This window comes from Pseudomonas sp. EL_65y_Pfl1_R83 (genome assembly GCF_963970695.1).
Taxonomy (GTDB): Bacteria; Pseudomonadota; Gammaproteobacteria; order Pseudomonadales; family Pseudomonadaceae; genus Aquipseudomonas; species Aquipseudomonas tritici.
Genome location: NZ_CAXAQI010000016.1, coordinates 13304 through 35118 on the forward strand (window position 1 = coordinate 13304; position 21815 = coordinate 35118).

General features: G+C 54.7%; 14 protein-coding genes and 1 tRNA gene. 2 read left to right on the forward strand and 13 right to left on the reverse strand.

All coding sequences use genetic code 11. The features are described from left to right. Positions 1 to 395: 395 nt before the first annotated feature. Positions 396 to 821, reverse strand: a complete 426-nt coding sequence (locus AACY08_RS21035; RefSeq protein ID WP_183144525.1) for a hypothetical protein — start codon at positions 819 to 821, stop codon at positions 396 to 398. A gap of 176 nt (positions 822 to 997) precedes the next feature. After that, positions 998 to 1555 (reverse strand): helicase-related protein, encoded by a 558-nt coding sequence (locus AACY08_RS21040; RefSeq protein WP_339471356.1) that lies wholly within the window; start codon positions 1553 to 1555, stop codon positions 998 to 1000. A gap of 301 nt (positions 1556 to 1856) precedes the next feature. Between AACY08_RS21040 and AACY08_RS21045 the strand changes: the two genes are divergently transcribed. Further along, positions 1857 to 5120 (forward strand): hypothetical protein, encoded by a 3264-nt coding sequence (locus AACY08_RS21045; protein ID WP_339471267.1) that lies wholly within the window; start codon positions 1857 to 1859, stop codon positions 5118 to 5120. A gap of 533 nt (positions 5121 to 5653) precedes the next feature. Here AACY08_RS21045 and AACY08_RS21050 read toward each other — a convergent pair. Beyond that, a complete protein-coding gene (locus AACY08_RS21050) occupies positions 5654 to 9877 on the reverse strand; it encodes a B12-binding domain-containing radical SAM protein (protein WP_339471268.1) in 4224 nt (1407 codons plus the stop codon). A gap of 202 nt (positions 9878 to 10079) precedes the next feature. Further along, the gene (locus tag AACY08_RS21055) at positions 10080 to 13058 is read right to left on the reverse strand and encodes a DEAD/DEAH box helicase (RefSeq protein ID WP_339471269.1); all 2979 of its coding nucleotides are present in this window, start codon (positions 13056 to 13058) and stop codon (positions 10080 to 10082) included. A gap of 231 nt (positions 13059 to 13289) precedes the next feature. Between AACY08_RS21055 and AACY08_RS21060 the strand changes: the two genes are divergently transcribed. After that, on the forward strand, positions 13290 to 14105 hold the full coding sequence (locus tag AACY08_RS21060) for a DUF4365 domain-containing protein (protein WP_339471270.1): 816 nt from the start codon (positions 13290 to 13292) through the stop codon (positions 14103 to 14105). Between the two features lie 196 nt (positions 14106 to 14301). On the opposite strand, the gene AACY08_RS21065 is transcribed toward AACY08_RS21060, so the two are convergent. The 9 genes from AACY08_RS21065 to thrS form a co-directional block, all read right to left on the reverse strand. Beyond that, a tRNA-Pro gene (locus AACY08_RS21065) sits at positions 14302 to 14378 on the reverse strand. Between the two features lie 90 nt (positions 14379 to 14468). After that, a complete protein-coding gene (locus AACY08_RS21070; protein WP_003219935.1) occupies positions 14469 to 14825 on the reverse strand; it encodes a MerR family transcriptional regulator in 357 nt (118 codons plus the stop codon). Beyond that, positions 14806 to 15108, reverse strand: coding sequence for an integration host factor subunit alpha (ihfA, locus tag AACY08_RS21075; protein WP_002553164.1), 303 nt, complete (start codon positions 15106 to 15108; stop codon positions 14806 to 14808). The genes AACY08_RS21070 and ihfA overlap by 20 nt, the downstream gene beginning before the upstream one ends. A 3-nt stretch (positions 15109 to 15111) precedes the next feature. Continuing rightward, entirely contained in the window at positions 15112 to 17490 is a 2379-nt protein-coding gene (gene pheT / locus AACY08_RS21080; protein ID WP_339471271.1) for a phenylalanine--tRNA ligase subunit beta, read from the reverse strand. Between the two features lie 26 nt (positions 17491 to 17516). Next, on the reverse strand, positions 17517 to 18533 hold the full coding sequence (gene pheS / locus AACY08_RS21085) for a phenylalanine--tRNA ligase subunit alpha (protein WP_078733896.1): 1017 nt from the start codon (positions 18531 to 18533) through the stop codon (positions 17517 to 17519). A 109-nt stretch (positions 18534 to 18642) separates the two neighbouring features. Then, positions 18643 to 18999 carry a 50S ribosomal protein L20 gene (gene rplT / locus AACY08_RS21090; RefSeq protein WP_003174975.1) on the reverse strand — a complete coding sequence of 119 codons (357 nt, stop codon included), beginning with the start codon at positions 18997 to 18999 and terminating at the stop codon, positions 18643 to 18645. A 29-nt stretch (positions 19000 to 19028) separates the two neighbouring features. Further along, the gene (rpmI, locus tag AACY08_RS21095) at positions 19029 to 19223 is read right to left on the reverse strand and encodes a 50S ribosomal protein L35 (RefSeq protein WP_002553160.1); all 195 of its coding nucleotides are present in this window, start codon (positions 19221 to 19223) and stop codon (positions 19029 to 19031) included. Between the two features lie 60 nt (positions 19224 to 19283). Then, the gene (gene infC, locus AACY08_RS21100; RefSeq protein WP_170947229.1) at positions 19284 to 19835 is read right to left on the reverse strand and encodes a translation initiation factor IF-3; all 552 of its coding nucleotides are present in this window, start codon (positions 19833 to 19835) and stop codon (positions 19284 to 19286) included. Beyond that, on the reverse strand, positions 19835 to 21757 hold the full coding sequence (thrS, locus tag AACY08_RS21105) for a threonine--tRNA ligase (RefSeq protein WP_024076468.1): 1923 nt from the start codon (positions 21755 to 21757) through the stop codon (positions 19835 to 19837). The genes infC and thrS overlap by 1 nt, the downstream gene beginning before the upstream one ends. Between the last annotated feature and the right edge of the window lie 58 nt (positions 21758 to 21815).

The window sequence follows — 21815 nt, forward strand, 5'->3', positions numbered from 1 at the left end:
GGACTCGCTCTCATGCTCGCTGCAGGGCAAGCGTCTGCGGATAGCTGCTGGATCATTACTGATTTTAAGGGTGCCTCAGCTTCCGCCTCCGACGGCTATGAGTTCACCAAGGACGGCTTCAGCACGAGCGTATTTGTGCTGAGAATCAGCGAAACCCATTCCGTCCAGGTGACCGGGTCTGCATCCTCCTACAGCGAGGGGAAGATGGTCCGCATACCCACCGATACATCCGAAAGGTTCTGCCGGATGCGTGCCTGCCAACGGTAAGAAGTGATGTTCGTAAAGGTATCTATCTTAGAGGTCCGCCCCTGATGCGCGGCACTATGTAAACCCAGGTCATCCACGATGGCCAAATACAAGAAGCAACCAGATGTACTACTCAGCCGCTTCGTGAATCAATTCTCTGGTTCGTTGACCAGCCAGTAAGCTTTCGCTGCCCCTCCCTGTCTCGCGTAACTGATACAGAACGCCATAAGATCACTCAGGTGAGCATTGATCGCCGAGCGGCGAATGCCAGGCTGAACGCCGATCACAGAAAACGTGAGCTTGGTGGCCGGTGTAGTTTTCAACAGCTGAGTAACATCGGCTCTGTTGCCGCGAACAAAGTAGGAGGGTGATGTGTGCCTTGGAAGCATCCTATCTTCCATGTGCTGAACAATCGTCGGCACGTTGCAGTAATAGGCCGACTTTACCAACTGTCCTGCCACCTCGTAGAGCCAGTCCGCCATTGCAACCCAGGAATCGTGGGCAGACTCGATCTCGATGGAGACGTCAGGATCCAGACACGTCACCATCCGTGCGTTTGCCAAGTGAAATCGCATTGGCACTACGCCTAAGGCACTAACCAGCGAAAAGGCTAGTTGCCCTGCCTGTAGGTCGCACTGAAAGTTCTGGATATCCCACTCAACCAATCTCGAATATTGAACGCGCTGCTGGGCGGTAGCCCGAAAGCGGACTTTCGGGTTGTTTTTGAATCCGCTTTTAGGCCAGTTCGCCGCTATGACCACATCTGGTACGCAGCGAAAGTCCTACGGATCATCGCTTTCGCCGGCTCCTCCGGGGCATCTTCTTCACCGAAAGGAAGCGAAGCGAGGAGGTACTCCTCGTTATCCTCAAGCATTCCGAAATGGATGTGGTCGAGCAAACCCATTAGCGGATCATCAATTTTCAGGCACTGATCCGATTGAGAAAAGATCCCCTGCAACGTCATCCAATGGCTAGCGATGTTGTTCTTCGCATCGTTGATATTGATGATCTTGCTAGGGATGATTAACACGAATCCTTGGCCTCCCTCACCTGCCCGGCCCGCCCTTCCAGCGGCGTTCAGCAACTCATGGGCATCGAGTTGCTTCATCCTATCGCCAGCGACGTCCCATCGGCTGTCGCCCGCAATTAAGACAATATCACTCGGAAGATTCATGCCTCGCGCGAGGGTCGAAGTGGTGAAAAGCGCATCAATACCATCGCGCCGCTTGAACAACGATTCATGCAGAAGACGCTCGTTTTTCAAAAGCTGCGCATGGTGGCTTGAGCGAATGCCATCTGCTGATAGCAGTCACTCTTGTCAATCCAACTAGGCTGTAACCGCTCACCTCCAGGTATTCAACGGTGCTGCGCTTACACAACGGCAATACCCTGCCGACACAACGGACGAGCGAACAGGATACTTTCACTGCATCAATGGATTGCGCCTTCCTAACGCACGGGTGAGCTGAGCTGACGGTTAGGACTCACGCGCCGTAGTTGTTGGAAAAACACCCCCTGTTTTGGTTTGTACAAAGGCAATGCTTCTGGCAGCCTCTAAACATGGCGATGTGCCTTCATTCTAAATGCCATCCAGGCCGCAAGGAGAAAAATTGAGAGAGCCAACGGCTAATGCGCGCAAGACCTATCGAGAGTTTCGTGAACGCATCATCGACAGCTTAAAACCCCAGCAGGTGCAGGATAGCTACTCGCTCGAAGAGCCCCATCCCCTGCAGCGACTTCGCCTGAAGGTCACTGCATTTCGTGAGCATCTGGCGTGTAACGGCGAGCAAATGCTCGCGCAAGACCCGGAGGTCGAGCCTCTGTTGCGTAAGGCATTGGCCATACCTGATGAGATTCGACTACTGCCTACGAAATCGGAGAAATTGAGGCAGAATCTGATGTTTTTTCTGCCCTTTTGGCTCATGGCCCGAAGGGCTCAAGCGCTGCTTCAATCGATTGGCACCCATGAGGGGCGCAAACTGCTATTTGGGCTGCAGGTCAACCGAACCCTACCAGGCCAATACTATTTCAACCCGTCTCTCGACTTCGCGTTGCTCAGGCTGGAGGCCCCTCGGACATTCGAGGCATTGCGCGATATGGTTCACGTGGACTTCGACTTGATGCAGGCCTGCTACAGACTGGGCGTTCATCGAATGGATGAAATGGATCGCGTTGCCAAGACGCAGTATGGAGGCGCCAAAGGGGCTCTCGTGCGTGTTCTAGTGGAGTTGGGCATGATCCGCTCAACGAAAGCCCTGGAACAATTGCCGAGACGTATTGATTGGTTCTACGACGAAAACTGCCTTACTCAGGATACGCTGCGAAAATTCCGCCAAGTCGTTCAGGTGCTGGGTAATGCTGGCGCGGACCCCACGGCCATCGTGCAATTGCTCAAGTACCCCGTGAGCCGCCTCGACCCACAACGCTTATCTGCCACGCTGGCGGTCCTTAAATTAAACGGTCCCCAGCTTTCGGTGCTGATCGAGACCACCGGCGAGCAATTACTACTGGCAAAAACAGAGCAATGGACATTTCTGTGTGAAGTGCTGAGGCTTCAGTCTGCCGCCGAGATGGGCCGATTCAGACGTTTGCTCGATTCGGGGCGAACCCCAAGCCGAGAGTTCTCGTTGGCCTTACTTGCGGCCGGTGCTGATGTCGCTGCACTCGAAGTCTGCCAGTCGCTCATTCTCTCGGTGCGCGAACGGGTTGATGTGTCGATACCTATCTCTGCTCTGCAGCGATTGCTTGCCGTCCCTCACTCGCTCACATTTGCCGAGTTGTCCAAGGCCGAGGACTACTTGATGTTGGAGCATGATCTGGAGGCCTTTCTGCAAGTGCTGGTTCAGCACGGATATGGCAGTGCAAACGATATTCTGGATTTTCAGCACTGCTACAGAAGGATCGGCACAAACGTACTCCATCGCTGCCTGCAAATCGCCGGTACTTGTGTCGGTGCAGAAACGCCGGCGATCGTCGCACAATGGGTGGCGCAGGCTGGAGCCGGTGGTCACATTGATAGCTTTGAGTATCTGCTGCAGTCAGGAGAGTTACGTACATTCCACCATTTGCAACAGACCCTTACCTTGGCCCCACTGGGGGTTCCGATGCTGCGTTATATCCGTGAGGATCGCGGTGTCACCAACTTGCCGGCCTTGCGCAAGTGGTACTACGAAGAGGCACCAGGTATCAACGAATTGCGGTTCTGGAGTGTGCTCGATGAGATCCAAAGGGTACTCTTGGATGATGCTTTCGAACGCAAGAATTTCACATTGCTGGATGGCAACCGAGAATGTGTCGAGCGACTTATCAATCAACGCATTGTCACCTCCATTGGGGCGATTCCGTTCCCGTCCGACGAGGCGACGTTGGGGACCTACCGCGAGGCCAAGCGCATCCTGCTGGAACAAATTGTTGTCGAACTGGCTCCTCGCTTGAAGAACATGCTTACAGAGACCAACGGTGTGCTTGTTAAAAGTTTGATTGAGCATATCGATGAGCCACTTGAGCAACTTCGACAGAGAATTGCCGATCTAGCGCCTCTTCTGGGTGATCTGCTCAGCGGTCGCGGTCCTAGCGGGGCGGCTCTGAGCGATCTGGAGGCAGATCTGATAGCGATCGTATATCACACCACTTCAAGCACAATCCGTAGCCGCTGGTCTGAGGTGATCGGCCGCGAAAAAGACGTCGCCAGTCTTGTGACCGGCGCTCAATACTCGATGAACTGGGACCGAACCGAGCAGCGGCTTGATAGTGCGGTGGATTCGCGCGGTCTACAGGCGCTGTCGGAATCATTACGTTTTTCAGCATGCTTTAGCGCTGGCTACCGGGAAGACATGCACAAAGCTTGTCATGGCCTAAGTCCGAAACGGTTGGAAGATGTAGCTGCCGACGTCTGGTCGCTGGCATTGCACCTCGGTGTACTCATGGCTATCGCCGGTTCTGAACCTAATGTTCGCTACTGGTTCGATCAAGGGACTGAGACTATTACTGCGATGGCAGAGGCCCATCCGCTTGCCTATCAACATATCGAGTCACTGCATGCCCTATTCCATGTTCAGTTGACAGATGCCCTGGATTCGCAGGAAGCCACTTTCGTCGAGGGCTTGGATGATGTTGCAGCAGGCATTCTGGCATCCCGGCTAGATATGGGTTTCAACACTGCCTCTGCCACAGCGAAGGAGGACTTACGCAAGGCCCTGGCCAAAGCACGCCAAGTCGTCTTGAACGTTTATCAGTCTTGGACCGCAAAGCAGAAAAAACGCTTCAAGCAGAAGACTTTGAACGGCTTGCAAACTCAGATGCAGGCCATCGTCTCTAAGGCTCCTGCGGCATTCTTCGCCAAAGAGGCGACTGGTCTGTGCACGTCCTCGAATACCGAAATGTGGCAGGAGAAGAGGCATTCGCACTTGCTGGTGTTCGCTCCTGGCCAAAGGCGGCTGGCGGGAATGGCGTTACTGTATTTCGAACGAGTTCCTGCGCTGGATGCAGACAGAGATACGCTGATCATTCGCGCGATTAATCCGGTGAGAACATTCTTAGCCACGCACACCGTGTCTTCCATCGTCGATGCCTACTTCGATGTCGCTATCCGAATTGCTCAAGCAAATGACCTGGCCGCAGTCGCATTCCCCACCCCTCTGGGCATGCACTTGATGTCGAACCATCAGGACATCGAGGGCGAAATAGATAAGCGCTTCATAAAGCGTGCGACGCACTGGGCAGGGACGTTCGAGGAGGGGCAGCGTTTGCTCACACAGCCACATAGGGTGGCGGCAAACTTTTATGCTTATAAGACTGGAGAGGTTCGTGTCGATACGCTTTACACCGTCTGGCACTCCAAGGAGTGCGAAAAGAAACAATTGGCCGTGACGTGAGGACCTTGCAAGCCAGGCTCCTAAACAGGCCAATCATTGATTGCCTGACTTGCGTTAGGTGAATTACGCGGACGTTGCATGGAGTCCTCGCGATAAGGGTGATCGCGTCCGCTTATAAATACGCGGACACCATCGCCCTAAATACTGGAGTTCGGTAGGCGTGTTCGCCATCCGCTTACGGGTTTGTTGCCGGCCTTACCCTTTTTTCCAGCATCGCCTCCTCGGTCAGTTGGTTCTCCGTTTCTCCCACAGACTGTTGGCGCTGATGGAATTTTGAACCAGGCTACCGGAATTCATTGACCCACCCGAGTATTCAAAAAATGATGACCTTGCGGGTGATCTCGGAGGCAGCATGTGGTTCAGTCAAAATCAGCAGCCTGGGTCAAAATCGTATCAGCGCCAAAAGGAACGCAGCGCTAGGCTGCGTTGGAAGGCTAATACTTTGAGACGGCCACTCGTATAACGCTGCGTTCGCTCGCCTCGACCATCTTGCGCGAGCAGCATGCGCCCGGTGACAAGAGTACGCCCTAGGATCAATATCCCTCCCGAACCAATTTACTGTATTCGTGAACGAACTCAGGACGCAGGTAGAACCGTCGATATGCCGTTTCGATAATACTGAAGTACTCGCTCGGTTCACCCCATGTAACATTCGATAAGATTGAACTGGAAGAATCGCTGTCGGCATGATGGTCGTTGTACTTAACTATATCGCTGAACCGGAAGCCCAGCTTCGCAAGCTGCGCATAGCTTTCAATCTCTATTTGAGTGGCCGGAGATGACAAGCCTTTCATAGAGGGGTCACTTAGGTAAGCGGAGTAGGTGGCATCCCACACGACGGCCATCTGGCTATATTCGGCAAAGGCATCATGTCGTGAGGATGGCCCGCGCTCTTCACTTAGCACGTGCACTGCCTTCACGAACTCTTTGTAGAGGGCGAAATAGGCGAGCGTTGCACCGCAGTCTAGCGCGAAACGGATAGTATCCAGTGCCGATTCGGCCGTCTCCCATTGTCCACCGATCATAAAATATGCTTTTGTCTGAATACCTGCGTCCCTAAGTCGCTTAAATAAGCTCACGATTTCGGCGTTCTTGTAGTCTGCCCCCGCCTTTAGGCGCTTCCTTCGAGTTTCGTCGCCATGTTCCAAACCAAATGCCAGCATGCGGCATCCGGAAGAGACCAACTTTGCAACAAATTCATGCGTTCCAAAACTTTCCTCGTAGCAGAAAAAGTCCTCGACCCGGAAGATTCCTCGCCAGCCGAACGAACCTTGGCGCCCCTCTCGGACTTCCCGAAGGCCGTTCAGGAACGCGCTGGTCCAAACTTTGGCTTGCGCCTGTCCCGTAAGATCGTGCGTCGCCAGCGCCGAGATCTGGGGCAGCAAGTTGTCATCAATGAACTGAATTCGCAGGTCACGGTAGGAGGATGAAAGGCGCTCAAGCTCAGCTAGGACTTGCTCAACCGACCTTCTCCGTTCGCCACCGCTGAGGTCTTTCCGTTCAGTACAGAAGGCACAGTTCCAATCACACCCTTGCGACATCACAACGTGCGCCTCATGGACTGAACCGCTTAGGTCACGGGTATGTGCCGGTTCATAAACACCATCAGGTCCTTGGTAGATACGCCTGTCAACGTCAATCTCCATCCAGGATAGGTCTAGTTGCTTAGGAAGACTCCCTAGCGATTCACGGATACCTCGAAATGAAAGTATCTGACTCAGCGGATTCGCTACAAGGTGCTGTGTTGAGGGCCATGGATCAGTAGAGCCTAACGCCTGGAGGAGATCGTCCAGCGCATTAACTGCCGCCGAAGGAATCGCAAAATCCCATGCTTCACTTTCCTCATCAGACTTCGCAGAGAAGCGCCATACGTCGAGGTTCGCTGCAGGACCACCGACGATCAGTAGCGGATGGGCTGTCTTACGTCGTATCGCTTGGAAGAGCTCCATCGTGGAACGTAACGTGCTAATCACTACGTTGCAGCCGATTATGTCGTAGCTGTCAGCGAGCTCAATTATGTCATCCAGTAACTCGGGGAAGCGATGACAGTCAACCAGATGGATATCGTGCCCCTTGACCGCAAGATGAGTCCCTAACAAGCCAAGACCGAGCGGAGGCGTACTAGTAGCAGAGGCACCCCGAGATTCACCCGAAGTGACGGAAAGCGGAGGCAGCACAAGCAGAACACGCCGAACGGAACTGCGGACCTCCTTTCGTGCGGCCACGACTTCCGGATGCTCCGAGCCAGTCAGCGACTCAAAACGTACACCCGGCATTGGGCCAATTAATATACGCGATTGCGGAAAGTCCAAGACGGAAAACCGTCTCGACGCGGTCCCCTGGGAAGGATCAATGAACTCCGCACCAAAGTGAGTTAAAAACTCACGAGCAAGCCAAGGATGCCCTCCATCGGCGGTTACCGCCAAGTCGATAATACGACCTAGTTTCCGAAGCAGCGAACCGAAGTCGTCTCCCTGTGCTGCATGAGCCGCCTCTAAACGTGTGCGCAATACTGGGGAAAATGCTAAATCAAGCGCAGCCCAACGGATTGCCTCTTCCTCGTCTGATGCCATCGCCTCTAGCACAGCCAATAGCTTGCTTGTAGGCATCGTAACGCTCAACAGGGCCGCATATAGCCGTTTATCACCCCGCCACTCCTTGGTCACCGGTTGGCCTTGTAATACATTAAAAAAACTTATTGCCTGCTCTACTGCCTGCCCTTCGTAGCGCGGTCTCAAGGTGGTAAGTGCAAGAACCGTCGGCGCGAGAAGTGGATCCTTATCGATTAAATAAGCAATATCGTATGACATCATTTCCACAGTACGACATCGCTCGCTTTCCTCTCGATAGGCATCTAACTCTTGCCACAACGTCATCTCCGGTGACTCCGGCATTTCGTTTTCGAATGCGATCAACAGATCCGGCCTTACCGCCGTCAATCGGGCAAGACGGATCTGGAGTTTGAGGTCCGACGTCAGCAGCTCACGGAAGTGGAGACAGAATTCCTGCGCCAGGGATTTAGCCGAGCGGCCGAATTCGGTCGAGAAATCCGACAAGTAGAACAACAATTCTTTCCGAAGGAAGCCGTCGGACAGGATCACATACAAGAGATTGGTCGGCAGTAATCCGGTAAATTGACTGAAAGACGACGACACTCCCTTACATGCAGCCATGTACCTCCAGCATACGTCCAACCCACCGGAATCACGGAGTGCATTTGTCTCGCGCGGATAGCCGCCAAAATTGTGCTTCAACACATTACCGATGAAGTCCGCCAAAGGTCTAAGCTGAGCAAGCAGTGTCTTGCATTCGGCGGCGTTCATGCTCTTACCGGCATCGCTCACATAGTTGAATGCCGAGCACAACTTACTCCAATCTCTGCCGATGTCGACGCGGTCAGGACTGTCTAAAAGCTCTAGCAAAAATGCTACCTCCTCCCGCCCCTCGGCCGCTTCCCTAGCCATGTTCCGTCGAACAGTCCACTGAACTGAAACTGAATTGGCCATTGGCCAACCCGTCTCAGAAAGAATTTGAAACGCACAGTCCTCCCAAGAGAACTTAACCTTGAGATGCTTTGCTAGCGAAAGGGCATCGTGTTTACGCTGACCATAGTTTTCAGCGAGTCGAACGATAGCTTCCGACAAGATATCAACATCGCTTTCCTGAGGTTCACCCGCAATTTTGCTACCTCGAAGCTCGATCAATTCGACGTTGCTAAATGACTGTCCGGGTAACTGAATTCTGAGCTCTTCAATGAGCATGGCGAGCCCCGACTGTTTGGAGCACACTAGCGGCACGCCTGCGCAAAGGGCCTCCCACCCCGTCAGACCGAAGCCTTCGTGCCATGAAGGCATCAGGGCAATGTGAGAGCTAGCCAAAAGCTTGTAATTTTCGTGCTGTTCGGGCGTGAAGATCACTGGTTCAATCGAGAACATTGCATTTTCAGCCGCCCTCCTCTCCAATTTCGACAGGAGCGAAGAACCTCCATCACTTTCCACACCACAGACAAAAAGTCGGCCTCTAGCTCGGAAGAAGCTAAGTTTGCTTTTCCTCGCCTTGTCGTATGCTCGTAGCAATGCCTCCACGGAAAGAATGCCATTCTTGATGGTGTCATCGGAAAGCCCCAACCGGCCCGAAACGAAGACCTGCAACATCCCTTCGCCAACATTCACCGGTTGAATTTCGGCGGCTCCTGGAGTCAACTGCTTTAGAAAAGGGCGCTCGTCTTGGCTTTGAGATGACTGTCTGAAGCGAGCTGCAAGATATGGCCCGACGGCAAACGTCAAGTCCGCAGACGCAATAATCATTCGCTGCTGCTCGGCACGTTGCTCCACCACCACGAGGTCATGCCCTTTCTGTCGGGCATAGGCGGCGTAGTCCATGTGGCTGATGACCGCTGACAAAACCTGAACTTTGGCAAGCCCCCCCTTTAACAACTTCGCTGTCTGAATAGCGAGATCGCCCGTCTTAACATCGTGGCCGAGGACTAAGACACCACGTACCATACCCTCCGATACATCCGAAAGGTTCTGCCGGATATCATCGACGATCGAGTCAGGCTTGAAATCATGCGGGAGAAGAACAATACCTCTAGGTGGTATGGCATCGCCGCTGGGCAGTACTTCTATAAAACAAAGGCATCGACTCCCTTTCGGAAGCACCTTAGCCATACCTAGGGCGACTCCCGTATTGAAGACGTTTAGGCCGCCCTCTTCACTACCCCAGCGCGTTGCAATAAAAACGACCATATAAGCCATGCATCCTCCAGCGTCCGTCTTAATCTCAATGGCACTAGGCATTCGCCGCCAGCGTACGTGCCTGCCAACGGAAAGAAGTGACGTTCGTAAAGGTATCTATCTTAGCGGTCCGCCCCTGATGCGCGGCACTATGTAAATCTAGGTCATCCACGATGGCGAAATACAAGAAGCAACCAGACGTACTCCTCAGCCGCTTCGTGAATCAATTCTCTGGTTCGTTGACCAGCCAGTAAGCCTTCGCTGCCCCTCCCTGCCTCGCGTAACTGATACAGAACGCCATAAGATCACTCAGGTGAGCATTGATCGCCGAGCGGCGAATGCCAGGCTGAACGCCGATCACGGAAAACGTGAGCTTGGTGGCCGGTGTAGTTTTCAACAGCTGAGTAACGTCGGCTCTGTTGCCGCGAACAAAGTAGGAGGGTGATGTGTGCCTTGGAAGCATCCTATCTTCCATGTGCTGAACAATCGTCGGCACGTTGCAGTAATAGACCGACTTGACCAACTGTCCTGCCACCTCGTAGACATCACCCACACGGCCTCCACTTGGTGGCCCACCCGCGCCTTTGCAGTGATAGAAGCTGACGTTGACCTGATCCTCAGCATTCTTGGTGACGCAGATATAATCCGCGGCCTCCCCCGCCCTGTGGTCGTAGAAGAGTCCTTGAACATCCGGCAGGTTGACCAAGCGTCGCTCCAGGTGCTCCTGCACGGTCAGGTTTCCCGCGAGCAGGGCTCGCTTTCGCAACGTCTCGGGGGATTGATCCTGGGGTAGAAATTCGATGTGTATGCCACAGCCCCTCCAATCGATGATCTCTGCATCGCCAGGAGCCAAAAGTTCGGTTTGCAGCAACGGTGCAGCCATCAAATTCATCCCCTCAAAAGATGATTTGTCGGCGGCGTAGAACACTGGACTGTGCTCGCAGAGCCAGTCCGCCATTGCAACCCAGGAGTCGTGGGCAGACTCGATCTCGATGGAGACGTCAGGATCCAGACACGTCACCATCCGTGCGTTTGCCAAGTGAAATCGCATTGGCACCACGCCGAAGGCGCTAACCAGTAAAAAGGATAATTGCCCCGCCTGTAGGTCGCACTGAAAGTTTTGGATGTCCCACTCAACCAATCTCGAGTATTGAACGCGCTGCTGGGCGGCAGCCCGAAAGCGGACTTTCGGGTTGTTTTTGAATCCGCTTTTAGGCCAGTTCGCCGCTATGACCACATCTGGTAACCGACTCAAAGGCTTGCTAGAGCGCACGATGTCTAACTGGGTTGCGCTAAAGGGTGCATTACCGGAGAGGCGTCCGTTCAGGGTTTGCACCCACTCAACGAAATCAAGGATCGAGAGGCGCTGATTGCTCCATATCCGGGAACTGCTGCTTGCGCCAATCGTTTCCTTGACCTGCCCATTCATACCGCTGCCGAAGAAGTGTCCTTGGGAGAAGACTCGACTGTCGCCAGCTGTCACCGCCCTCTCCGCCTGGGGGCCAGTGAGGGTTCGATAAGTCTCTCCCTGCGAGTTGAACGTCGTGTTCTTCAGCCCAACGTTGTAAAACTTGACCTCCTCCAAGCCCGCGCGCGCCCTGCTGGTCTGTTGGTAGCTAAGCGGTCTGCAGCAACCGGGAGAAATCGTGTCCATGATGCTGAGGTAAAGCTTTTCCGTTCGACGGGTCGACCCTATGTAGCAGAGTTTTGCCGCCTCGAAAAACATCAAGAGAAACACGTCGTGACGCACATCGATCAGAGCATCAGAGATGGCCCAATTGGGAGACGTCTCGTCTGCCGTCAAAACCAACGAGATTGTCCCGTCTTGCGTTCCCCACTGCTTCACAATCCGCAAATGCCGCCCAATCGTGGAGTGAAGGAGCCCAAAATTCGGTGGCTCGTCACACTCGAAAACACGTACATGGGCATATAAATTAAAAGACAGCGGCGAGACAGATTCGTAGTCAGATTCGGCAATCTTCCTCACGGGGAGCCTTTCCATAAACTCCTGCTCCTCCAGAGATCCCGCGAGTTGAGCGATCGCAGCCTCATCAATCATCTGCGCAAGATTTACGCCTTCCTTAAGAAGAGACGCTGTTGCCTCCTTGATACGGAAAGTTGGTGCAATCAGCGTTGGCGGGCCTGTGGTTTCGTCCACACGGGCGAAGCGTCCAATGAATTGAATTGTGGGCACCAGAGACTGGTGGGGAGCATGGAGCGCCGCCACCTTGAGTTTCGGAAAGTCATAACCCTCCCCGAACATGTCCACGCAAACGATCGCTTCCAGCGCACCGGTGATTAGCCTTTCCTCAATCGCCTCCTGCTGACGTTTCGTAAGTTTGCTGCTAATGGCCTCGACCGCTATGCCCAGGCCTTGATAGAGCGGCACTAGTTCCTGTGCGGCCTTGATAGTCCCTGCGCGTACAAACAGCCTATGATCGAACCCGTTTGCCCTGTCCTCGTTAAGCTGCTGAACAGCCGCCCGAGCTATGGCTTGATCAACGTGTTCATCATCGAGTTCGTCCTCGATCGGTGCCGCATAGAAGTTAATTGGCTCAAAGGCCCCCTCATCGACAGCCCGCATTACGGGATATCGATAAACGAGCTTCCCTGGAATGACGCGCCCATCTCGTCGAAAGGGCGTTGCCGTGAGAAACAAGAACCGAGCTTTTGTGAAGTGTTCTACGTAGGCCATCCAGGAATCGGCCGGAGCATGATGGGCTTCATCGAAGATCACAAGATCGAAGAGATCCGACGGTGCACCAGGGGCTAGGTCGGGTGATGAGCTTGAAGGTGTCGAAACGACGACGTCGTAGGCTTGAAGCAATTGCCATTCTTCAAGGGATTGAGGACGGCCGATATGCAGGTGCACGTCGGGAAGCGGACAATCTTCAGCCAGCGCACCAATTCGGCGGAGCGTGGACATGACCGAAATATGTGAATGCACCTGTTTTCTCAAGGCGCTTGAAGGTTCCACTATCAATACACGCGCCGGCCCCAGCAGCATGGGAAGCGCCATCATCAAGGAGGTCTTTCCATAGCCAGTGGGCAAACAGACGATGGCAGGGTCGTCCTGCACGGAAAAATGCGCCAAAACGGCGTGCAACGCACCCAACTGTCCAGGCCTGAATCCATGATTGGGAGTACGCTGCTGTTGAAACAGATTCAGCGTCCCCGCTTGCTCAACAAAAAAATTCGGCACCGCAATCCCTCCTTTGGATCCGATTGAAGCGTACTCCGGTGCCGTTTTTGTGCAAGTGGTAAGGGTGTGGTTTGGTTGCGGGGCATATGAGTTCAGCACCGACGACGGTTCACCACCGGCCTGCAGAGATCATTTGTAGTGATCTAATAAGCATGCGTCAGTTTATTCAGTGATCAAAAATAAAACGGCATTGAATGTCCCCCCTCCAACAAACGCAAGAGAGTGAGTTAGATGGACTTAATGACAAAAAATCTTCCTATGAGAACGAAGCCCCATATAGTTGACGATCAAGCAACTGCTTTAGTAAAAAAGGCCGTTGCAAAAAAAGGCTGGATTTATAGAGACTTACCAAAAGACTACGGTCTGGACGCGGAAATCGAGATCGTCAAGAAGCGAGGTTCAGTGACCGGCGCGCTTATACGATTGCAGATCAAAGGAACCGGGACTGATAGAGGTAAAATCCGCCTGAAGTCCACAACCGCGCGTTATTTGTCTGTTTCGTTAATTCCCGTGCTACTGATCGACGTAAATGTCACTACCGGGGTCATTCGGGCGCTACCTGTCGAACAGGATCATCTGACCCCAAGTAAACCCACCGCAAAAACAATCTCTGTAAGTATGAAAGGATCCTTCCAGCTCAGTGAGGGATGGAAGGACATCAAGAAGATCGCAGTCGAACATCAAACGTCCATCTTAGACATCAACAGATATACACTTTATAACGCTTCGGCCCAGCTGATTCGCTACATCGACCTGCTGATAAATTTCGGAGGTGACGCAGATATCATGCTGAAGTGGATGCGGGCATTTGCGCCCGACGATGCCTTAACTTCCAACTACGGTTACGCAGTCCACTTACGAGACCAGCTTAAAAATGATCCTAAACTTCTAGATCGGTTACGTCTCCTCGTAATGGATTTTTATCCGGAACTTGAGAAAAAAATCGACAAATCAATTGCATTGCAACGCTCAGGAGGTCTTTCAGAGCGAGCGAGGCAAGTAGTCGCCATCAGCTACCCCCCACAGCAAAAGCTGAAAACTGCCTGACGAGCCGTCAACTAGGTCCATCCCTGCCCTCCATCGCCGAAATTACTGCGGGGGGACATTGGCACCCAGAAATCTTGCGCCCATCTCCTCCGAAAGAGGTGAGGATTCCACCCAAAGCCAGTAGTTTTGTAGGGGTAAAAACCACTTAAAATAAAAAAGGGTCGCGAGATAAGATCTCGCAACCCCTTGAATTATATGGTCGGGACGGAGTGATTCGAACACTCGACCCCTAGCACCCCATGCTAGTGCGCTACCGGACTGCGCTACGCCCCGACTAGGCGTGTTACTGGGTTTGCTTCCTAACGAAGCGAACCGGAATATACCGCAAGCTTTTGAAATGTGGAAGTATTTTAAAAGCCGGAATTACTTCTTCAAAACCACCAGTACATCTTCGAGTTCGGAGATCATCTGGCGGATCATTTGCTTGTATTGCGTAGTGTCGTCTTTGGCTTCATCACCGGACATACGCTGGCGCGCGCCGCTGATGGTGAACCCCTGATCGTACAGCAACGCGCGGATCTGTCGGATCATCAGCACATCCTGGCGCTGATAATACCGACGGTTACCTGTGCGTTTGACGGGGTTGAGTTGAGGAAACTCCTGCTCCCAATAGCGCAACACGTGCGGTTTTACCGCACAGAGCTCGCTGACTTCACCAATGGTGAAGTAGCGTTTGCCTGGGATGACGGGTAGCTCGTCGTTATGACTTGGTTCCAGCATAAGCCTCAACTCGGGCCTTCAACTTCTGCCCTGGACGAAAGGTGACCACACGGCGAGCCGTGATCGGGATTTCTTCTCCCGTTTTTGGATTGCGGCCAGGCCGCTGGCGTTTGTCCCGCAGGTCAAAATTGCCGAAACCGGACAATTTGACCTGTTCGTTGTCTTCCAGAGCGTGTCTGATTTCTTCAAAAAACAGCTCGACCAATTCCTTGGCCTCGCGCTTGTTCAGACCCAACTCTTCGTACAGACGTTCCGCCATCTCAGCTTTCGTCAAAGCCCCCATACGTCACTTCCTTAACGTGGCGTTCAACCTTTGTTCGAGCGAGGTGAGGATATTTTGTGTCGTGGTATTCACCTCATCGTCATTAAGAGTGCGCGATGGATGCTGCCAGGTCAAGCCAACTGCAAGGCTTTTTCTATGCGGATCAATGCCTTTACCCTGATAGACGTCAAATAGCCTGAGGTCTGTGAGCCATTCCCCTGCATTTTCACGGATTACATCCAGAACGGCAGTGGCGGCCACTTCACGGTCGGCGATCAGCGCCAGGTCGCGGCGCACTTCAGGGAAGCGCGACAGCTCGCAGAATTTAGGCATTTTGCCCGAAGCAACTTCAGCCAGAACCAGCTCAAACACAAAGACCGGACGGTCCAAGCCGAGGGTTTTCGACAGTTCAGGGTGAATGGCACCAACGAAACCTACCAGGCGCCCTTCACGCTCGATGCGTGCCGTCTGGCCCGGGTGCAGCGCTGGGTGGCTGCCAGGCAGGAAAGTGAAGGCATCCAGCGCACCCGCAAAGCCCAGCACTGCTTCCACGTCAGCCTTGACGTCGAAGAAGTCCACGGCGTCGCGACCCTGCGCCCAACCTTCCGGCAGACGGCTGCCGCACACCACGCCAGCCAGCATCGGCTCTTGCTTCAAGCCGTCCAACTGACCGACAAAACGCAGGCCGCTTTCGAACATGCGCACGCGGTCTTGCTGACGGTTCAGGTTATGGGAAAGGGCTTTCACCAAGCCTGGCCACAATGACGAGCGCATGGCAGCCATGTCGTTCGAAATCGGGTTAGCCAGCAACAGTGGCTCGACGCCCGGGTTGAACAGTTCGAACTGCTTTGGATCGATGAAGCTGTAGGTCACCGCTTCCTGGTAGCCACGGGCAACCAGCAGGCGACGCAGCTCAGGCAGGTGCGCACGCGCCTCAGCCTTGGGCTGCGGTGCCAGGCGCGCTTGCGGGTAACGAACCGGTAGACGGTTGTAGCCGTACAGGCGGGCCAGCTCTTCGATCAGGTCGACTTCCAGGCTGATGTCGAAGCGGTGGCTTGGTACCTCAACGGTCCACTGCCCTTCCCCGCTCGAGGAAATACCCAGGCCGAGGGCCGACAGCAACTGCTCGATTTCAGCCGGCGCGATTACCAGGCCGAGCATTTGCTCAACGCTCTTGGCGCGCAGGGTGATCGGGGCAACGGACGGCAAGTACTGCTCGTTGACGGTTTCGGTGATCGGGCCGGCTTCGCCACCGGTGATTTCCAGCAGCAGGCCAGTGGCGCGCTCCATGGCTTCACGGGCGAGTTTCCAGTCCACACCACGCTCGTAGCGGTGCGAGGCATCGGTGTGCAGGCCGTAGGAACGAGCCTTTCCAGCGATAACGATCTGATCGAAGAACGCACTTTCAAGGAATACGTCACGGGTGGTCTCGGACACACCGCTGTGCTCGCCCCCCATCACGCCGGCAATCGCCAGGGCGCGGGAGTGGTCGGCAATCACTAGGGTGTCGGCACGCAGGCTGACTTCCTGGCCGTCGAGCAGAACCAGCTTCTCGCCTTCTTCAGCCATGCGAACACGGATGCCGCCGTTGATTTCGGCGAGATCGAAGGCGTGCAGCGGCTGGCCCAGCTCAAGCATCACATAGTTGGTGATGTCGACGGCAGCGTCGATGCTGCGTACGTCGGCCCGACGCAGACGCTCAACCATCCACAGCGGGGTTGGCTTGGACAGGTCGACGTTGCGGATCACACGCCCCAGGTAACGTGGGCAGGCGTTTGGCGCCAACACTTCGATCGGGCGCACCTCGTCATGAACGGCAGCCACGGCTGCAACCACCGGGCGGGTGACCGGGGCGTTGTACAACGCGCCCACTTCACGGGCCAGGCCGGCGAGGGACAGGCAGTCGCCACGGTTCGGGGTCAGGTCGACCTCAATGCTGGCGTCTTCCAATTCCAGGTAAACACGGATGTCCTGGCCCACTGGTGCGTCAGCCGGCAATTCCATCAGACCATCATTGCCCTCACCTACTTGCAGTTCGGCCTGGGAGCACAGCATGCCGTTGGACTCAACGCCACGCAGCTTGGCCCTCTTGATCTTGAAGTCGCCCGGCAGCTCAGCACCGATCATGGCAAACGGGATCTTCAGGCCCGGGCGCACGTTTGGCGCTCCGCACACGACCTGGAAGGTTTGCGCGCCATTGCTGACCTGGCACACACGCAATTTATCGGCATCAGGGTGCTGCTCGGTGCTCAGCACCTCGCCCACTACCACACCGCTGAAAACACCGGCGGCCGGCGTAACGCTATCGACCTCAAGACCGGCCATCGACAGACGAGCAACCAGCTCATCGCGATCTACCTGCGGGCTTACCCAGCCGCGCAGCCATTGTTCACTGAATTTCATCCTGCTCTCCTAAAGATTCGTTACGACTAGCGAAATTGCGCGAGGAACCGCAAGTCGTTGTCGAAGAACAGACGCAAGTCGTTCACGCCGTAACGCAGCATGGCCAGACGCTCAACGCCCATGCCGAAGGCAAAGCCCGAGAACTCTTCCGGATCGATGCCGGACATGCGCAGCACGTTGGGGTGAACCATGCCGCAGCCCATCACTTCCAGCCAGCCAGTCTGCTTGCAGACGCGGCAGCCTTTACCGCTGCACATCACGCATTCCATGTCGACTTCAGCGGACGGCTCGGTGAACGGGAAGAACGATGGACGGAAACGCACCGCCAGTTCCTTCTCGAAGAACACGCGAAGGAATTCTTCGATGGTGCCTTTGAGGTCGGCGAAGTTGATGTCGCGATCAACAAGCAGGCCTTCGACCTGGTGGAACATCGGCGAATGGGTGATATCCGAGTCGCTACGGTACACACGGCCTGGGCAGACAATGCGGATCGGCGGCTTGTTCGCTTCCATGGTACGGACCTGTACCGGCGAGGTATGGGTGCGCAACAGCATGTTCGCGTTGAAATAGAAGGTGTCGTGCATCGACCGGGCCGGGTGATGGCCTGGGATGTTGAGCGCCTCGAAGTTGTGATAGTCGTCTTCGACCTCAGGGCCTTCGGCAATGCCGTAGCCGATATGGGTGAAAAACTGCTCGATACGTTCCAGAGTCCGGGTGATCGGATGCAGACCGCCCGAGGCCTGGCCGCGGCCTGGCAGGGTGACATCAATGGACTCGGCCGCGAGTCTGGCCGCAAGATCGGCCTCCTCGAGCGACGCCTTGCGCGCATTGAGAACCTCTGTAACACGCTCCTTGGCGACGTTGATGAGCGCGCCGACTTGCGGGCGCTCTTCAGCCGGCAAATTCCCCAGGGTCTTCATCACCTGAGTCAATTCACCCTTTTTGCCAAGGTAGTGAACCCGGATTTGCTCCAGGGCATTGATATCTTCAGCGCTTTGCACAGCCTCAAGAGCTTGAGCGACGAGCGCGTCCAGGTTTTCCATGTACAGACTCCAGATACAAAATAGGGGAAGAGCTTGAAGGCTCTTCCCCTATTTATGACGTTTACCACCTAGGGCTGCAGGAGCAACCCAGGGTGACTGTCGGGGGTACTTAAGCCAAGGTGGCTTTAGCTTTCTCGACAATCGCAGCAAACACCGCTTTTTCGTTCACGGCCAGTTCAGCCAGAACCTTACGGTCGATTTCGATGGACGCTTTTTTCAGGCCAGCGATGAAACGGCTGTAGGACAGACCGTTAACACGTGCACCAGCGTTGATACGAGCGATCCACAGAGCGCGGAACTGACGTTTTTTCTGACGACGGTCACGGTAGGCGTATTGGCCTGCCTTGATTACCGCTTGCTTGGCAACACGGAATACGCGTGAACGCGCGCCGTAGTAGCCTTTAGCGAGTTTCAGAATTTTTTTGTGACGTTTACGGGCAATGACGCCACGCTTTACACGAGCCATGAGTTACTTCCTCTATCTTGATCCAAAAATTAACGAAGGCGCAGCATGCGCTCGACTTTTGCCACGTCAGACGGATGCAGCAAGCTGCTACCGCGCAGTTGACGCTTACGCTTGGTCGACATTTTGGTCAGGATGTGGCTCTTGAAAGCGTGCTTGTGCTTGATACCGTTAGCAGTTTTCAGAAACCGCTTAGCAGCACCACTTTTAGTCTTCATCTTTGGCATGTTCGGATACTCCGCATTCAGTTGATAAACATAATCAGAAGGCCTGCCGTGCCCTGTTGATTACTTCTTCTTTTTCGGGGCGATGACCATGATCAGTTGGCGTCCTTCCATCTTAGGATGCTGTTCGACCGAACCGTACTCGAGCAGGTCAGCTTCAACCCGCTTGAGGAGTTCCATCCCCAGCTCCTGGTGGGCCATCTCACGGCCGCGGAATCGCAAGGATACCTTGGCCCTGTCCCCATCACTCAGGAAACGTACCAGGTTGCGCAGTTTTACCTGGTAATCCCCTTCCTCCGTCCCTGGACGAAACTTGATTTCTTTAACCTGGATCTGCTTCTGGTTTTTCTTGGCTGCGGCAACCTGCTTCTTCTTCTCGAAGATCGATTTGCCGTAGTCCATCAGCTTGCAGACAGGCGGTACAGCATCGGCGGAAATCTCCACCAAATCGAGCTTGGCTTCTTCAGCCTTAAGAAGCGCGTCTTCAATTGACACAATCCCAAGCTGCTCACCTTCAGCCCCAATTAACCGAACCTCACGTGCCGAGATATTCTCGTTGATCGGGGCTTTCGGTGCAGCTCGTTTATCTTGTCTCATTTCACGCTTAATAATAATTACTCCGAATCTGGGCGACCACGCCGGGAAACCGCTTGCGCGAGGAACTCAGCGAACTGGGCGACGGGCATCGAGCCCAGGTCAGCACCTTCACGAGTACGCACAGCGACAGTCTGCATCTCGACTTCCCGATCTCCAATAACCAAAAGATAGGGAACCTTGAGCAAAGTATGCTCGCGGATTTTAAAGCCGATCTTTTCATTTCTCAAGTCGGACTTGGCACGAAATCCGCTTTCGTTGAGAGTTTTTTCAACTTCAGCGGCAAAATCTGCCTGTTTATCAGTGATATTCATGATCACTGCCTGGGTCGGAGCCAACCACGCGGGGAATGCACCCTCGTAGTGCTCGATCAGGATCCCGACGAACCGCTCGAACGAGCCGAGGATCGCCCGGTGCAGCATAACCGGGTGTTTACGGCTGTTGTCTTCGGAGACATATTCGGCTCCCAGACGGATCGGCAGGTTAAAATCGAGCTGCAGGGTACCACACTGCCAGACGCGGCCAAGGCAATCTTTCAGCGAGAACTCGATCTTCGGACCGTAGAACGCGCCTTCACCCGGCTGCAGATCGTACGCAAGGCCCGCGCTGTCGAGCGCTGCGGCCAGTGCCGCTTCGGCGCGATCCCACAGTTCGTCGGAGCCAACGCGTTTTTCCGGACGAGTGGACAGCTTCATTTCGACTTCGGTAAAGCCGAAATCTCGATAAACGTCCATAGTCAGCTTGATGAACGCAGCGGATTCAGCCTGCATCTGCTCTTCGGTGCAGAAGATGTGGGCATCGTCCTGAGTGAAGCCGCGCACGCGCATGATGCCGTGCAGCGCACCCGACGGCTCGTTACGGTGGCAAGCACCGAACTCGGCCAGGCGCATTGGCAACTCGCGGTAGCTCTTCAGGCCCTGGTTGAACACCTGCACGTGGCAAGGGCAGTTCATCGGCTTGATAGCGTAATCGCGGTTTTCCGACTGCGTGGTGAACATATTGTCGGCGTAGTTGGCCCAGTGCCCGGATTTCTCCCACAGGCTACGGTCAACAACCTGAGGCGTCTTGATCTCCAGGTAGCCGTTCTCGCGCTGCACCTTGCGCATGTACTGCTCGAGCACCTGGTACAGGGTCCAGCCGTTCGGGTGCCAGAACACCATGCCCGGCGCTTCTTCCTGGAGGTGGAACAGGTTAAGGCGCTTGCCGATCTTGCGGTGGTCACGTTTCTCGGCTTCTTCGATGCGCTGGATGTAGGCAGCCAGCTGCTTCTTGTCAGCCCAGGCGGTGCCATAGATCCGTTGCAACTGCTCGTTCTTGGCGTCGCCGCGCCAGTAGGCGCCGGACAATTTGGTCAGCTTGAACGACTTGAGGAAGCGCGTGTTCGGCACGTGCGGGCCGCGGCACATGTCGACATATTCTTCGTGGTAGTACAGGCCCATGGCCTGCTCGTCCGGCATGTCTTCCACCAGGCGCAATTTGTAGTCTTCGCCACGGGCGGTGAACACGTCGATCACTTCGGCGCGCGGCGTGACTTTCTTGATCACGTCGTAATCTTTTTCGATCAGCGCGTGCATGCGCTGCTCGATGGCGGCCAGGTCGTCCGGCGTAAAAGGACGCTCGTAGGCGATATCGTAATAGAAACCTTCGTCAATGACCGGGCCAATCACCATTTTCGCGGTGGGGTACAGCTGCTTGACCGCATGGCCAATCAGGTGAGCGCAGGAGTGGCGAATGATCTCCAACCCCTCTTGATCCTTGGGCGTGATGATTTGCAGACTGGCATCGGAGGTGATCAGGTCGCTGGCGTCGACCAGCTTGCCGTCGACTTTGCCAGCCACAGTGGCCTTGGCCAGGCCAGCACCAATGGATGCGGCGACCTCAGCTACGGAAACCGAATGATCGAAAGAACGTTGACTGCCATCGGGAAGAGTAATAGTTGGCATGGCGCCTCCTCTCCTAGTGGTGACCCCTACCAAAGGTCACGTGGGTTGGGATGAGCCA

Excerpts from the sequence above, each read along its gene's own strand:
- AACY08_RS21050 (WP_339471268.1), bottom strand. The coding sequence starts at position 9,877 with ATGGCTTATATGGTCGTTTTTATTGCAACGCGCTGGGGTAGTGAAGAG.
- AACY08_RS21070 (WP_003219935.1), bottom strand. The coding sequence starts at position 14,825 with ATGCTGGAACCAAGTCATAACGACGAGCTACCCGTCATCCCAGGCAAA.
- AACY08_RS21060 (WP_339471270.1), top strand. The coding sequence starts at position 13,290 with ATGGACTTAATGACAAAAAATCTTCCTATGAGAACGAAGCCCCATATA.
- AACY08_RS21035 (WP_183144525.1), bottom strand. The coding sequence starts at position 821 with ATGCGATTTCACTTGGCAAACGCACGGATGGTGACGTGTCTGGATCCT.
- pheS (WP_078733896.1), bottom strand. The coding sequence starts at position 18,533 with ATGGAAAACCTGGACGCGCTCGTCGCTCAAGCTCTTGAGGCTGTGCAA.
- ihfA (WP_002553164.1), bottom strand. The coding sequence starts at position 15,108 with ATGGGGGCTTTGACGAAAGCTGAGATGGCGGAACGTCTGTACGAAGAG.
- thrS (WP_024076468.1), bottom strand. The coding sequence starts at position 21,757 with ATGCCAACTATTACTCTTCCCGATGGCAGTCAACGTTCTTTCGATCAT.
- pheT (WP_339471271.1), bottom strand. The coding sequence starts at position 17,490 with ATGAAATTCAGTGAACAATGGCTGCGCGGCTGGGTAAGCCCGCAGGTA.
- rpmI (WP_002553160.1), bottom strand. The coding sequence starts at position 19,223 with ATGCCAAAGATGAAGACTAAAAGTGGTGCTGCTAAGCGGTTTCTGAAA.
- rplT (WP_003174975.1), bottom strand. The coding sequence starts at position 18,999 with ATGGCTCGTGTAAAGCGTGGCGTCATTGCCCGTAAACGTCACAAAAAA.